Source organism: Bartonella sp. CL435QHHD (assembly GCF_042195095.1).
Classification (GTDB): Bacteria; Pseudomonadota; Alphaproteobacteria; order Rhizobiales; family Rhizobiaceae; genus Bartonella.
In genome coordinates this window covers 1-2221 of sequence record NZ_JBHINS010000023.1, presented here as the reverse complement: position 1 = coordinate 2221, position 2221 = coordinate 1, and the positions used below count along the sequence as shown (strand labels likewise).

At 43.2% G+C, this 2221-nt stretch carries 2 protein-coding genes; both read left to right on the top strand.

Going from position 1 to position 2221, the window contains the following annotated elements; all coding sequences use genetic code 11:
• The coding region (locus tag ACFILH_RS00775; RefSeq protein WP_375667225.1) for a DUF3792 domain-containing protein at positions 1–921 on the top strand (921 nt) is incomplete at its 5' end.
• Between the two features lie 314 nt (positions 922–1235).
• The coding region (locus tag ACFILH_RS00770) for an MFS transporter (RefSeq protein ID WP_375667224.1) at positions 1236–2221 on the top strand (986 nt) is incomplete at its 3' end.

Below are 2221 nucleotides of genomic sequence, written 5' to 3'. Positions count from 1 at the left end.
GCTTTAGGCTTAAGCCAAATGGATTTCACTTCTTCAACCCCATTTGAAGGCTCTTTCCTCTCCTTTGGCGTGGGCTCTGTTATCGTTACACTGATTAGCCTAGCCTTGGGAGGCTTTGTAGCTGGACGTTTTGCTGAAACCTCAGGGACTCTTCATGGCTTTCTCACTTGGGCTCTCATAACATTGCTGATGACCCTCCAAGCCATCCACGTGGTTTCTAGTACAGCAAAGATAGGAGCTAAAACGGCTCTAGAAAACAGCTCCATGGTCCAACAAACCGTGGACAGCCTCAAAAACAATATTTCCCCCATACTTGCAAACTTAAACAGCGAAAGTCTTGAAAAGTTTTTTGCAAAAAATAGTGACAATGGCATCAATTTTGACCAACTTTCGAGTGAATTGCGCACCCTTCTCAATAAAAGCGACATTCCTGCTCTCAACCCTGATCGCTTGAAACAAACCTATCAAGCTGCACTCAATGATATTGGTTCTGCGATAACAGCTTTCAAAAATGATCCTTCTTACTATCGCACCACTTTAAAAAATCTTGGTGAGCGTCTGTCTGATCGTGTAGAAGATCTCACGACAAAATTTGATCGAAGTGATATCATCAAGGCCCTTGTGACCGATGGCATGTCCCGTGCGGATGCACAAACAGCAGTAAACCGTGCCGTCCAACTCTATCAAAGAGCAGAGGAAAAGACCGAAAAAGCCATCAAAGTCCTTGAAGAACGGGCAGAAACACTCTCAGACAATCTTGAGGATACGATCAAGGGCGCCAAAAACACTGCGACTAAAGCCACAAAAACAGCCTCCAATATGGGGTGGTGGGGCTTTTTAGGCAGTCTGGTAGGCGCCATTATTTCCAGTGTTTTTGGCTATTATGGTTATAGAAGCCGTAAGGACACTTTCATGCTTTAAAACGTCTACCTTTAAAGCAAATACATAAAAAGCTGCACTATAGTGCAGCTTTTTTGCAAAATTTTCTGATTGTCTTTTTGTATTATTGTCTCTCTCATATCAGACAACTTCACCAGCCCATCATCCTTAATACTCCCCTTTAAAAAACATAAGGAGCTGGTCATTGCTGCCAATAGGCATTGTGCTTGTTTTAGAAAAGAGCTCTGAAAACTTCCTTTCTCAACTGATCATCAAGAAAAACTATACAAAGCATGGGATATCCCATAAACACGTAGAAGAAAATTGTACCTTATAACCTCTTGGGGAGGAGCATTGTGACAAAGAAAAAATCCATGATTTTTACCCAAATGGGACTTTTCCTTGTTTTGGGCTTTAGCAGCTTTGCCGATGAAACAGCACAAGTTACATTTGCTCTCCACTTAGCAGAAAGCACAGCATCTATTTCAATGCTGCTGTTTGCAGGGCTTGTCGGGGCAATTTGTGCAGGCCCCATTGCACCACGCCTCTTGCATCGCTTCCAACCAGCGCGAACAGTACCCATTGTTTTATTGTTTGAAGCACTCTTCATAGCCGTTGCCGCAATCGCCAACCAATTTTGGGTTTACATTGCACTTTCTTTCGCACTAGGTTGTGCTGGTTCACTCTTTTGGTCTGCTATCCTCGTTTCCGTCCCAGAATTTGCAACCAATGATCAGCAACTAGATCGACTAAACCGCGTTATCCAAACAGTTCGTAATCTTGGCTACATTGCCGGACCACTGCTAGGGGGTGTATTGTATGGAATATCAAATGGGCAAAAAGGGCTCTTTGCACTATCCATCATGGTTCTTTGTGCTACCTTTATCACTCTCTTCTGTTTTAAAAGTTTAAAAATACATACGCAAACAACAAACACAACACAGCAAGCCAAAAAAGGGCTAGATTTAACGGGTCTCTTGCGTAAAAAAAATGTTGTCTATGCTCTTTCTCCCCTCATCATTACCATCATCCTCACCTCTGCTCTCAACGTCTTATCGATTGTCCGCATCCGCACGGAGCTGTACTTCAGTGCAGAAACCTATGGGGTAATCACAAGCATGTTAAGTCTTGGCCTCGTGGTTGGTCCACTCTGTTTCTCCAGCCTTTTTCATCGCTTTGGCAATGCCGCTGGAGCATCACTTGCCGCTGCAATAATTGGCTTTGCAATTTTCTGCTTTTCCTTAACACATATTGTATGGTTGATGATGCTGTCATTTTTTATCCTTGGGGGTGCAAACGGCGTACAAAATGCTCTAATGGCAAGTTTTATGATGAAAGCCAT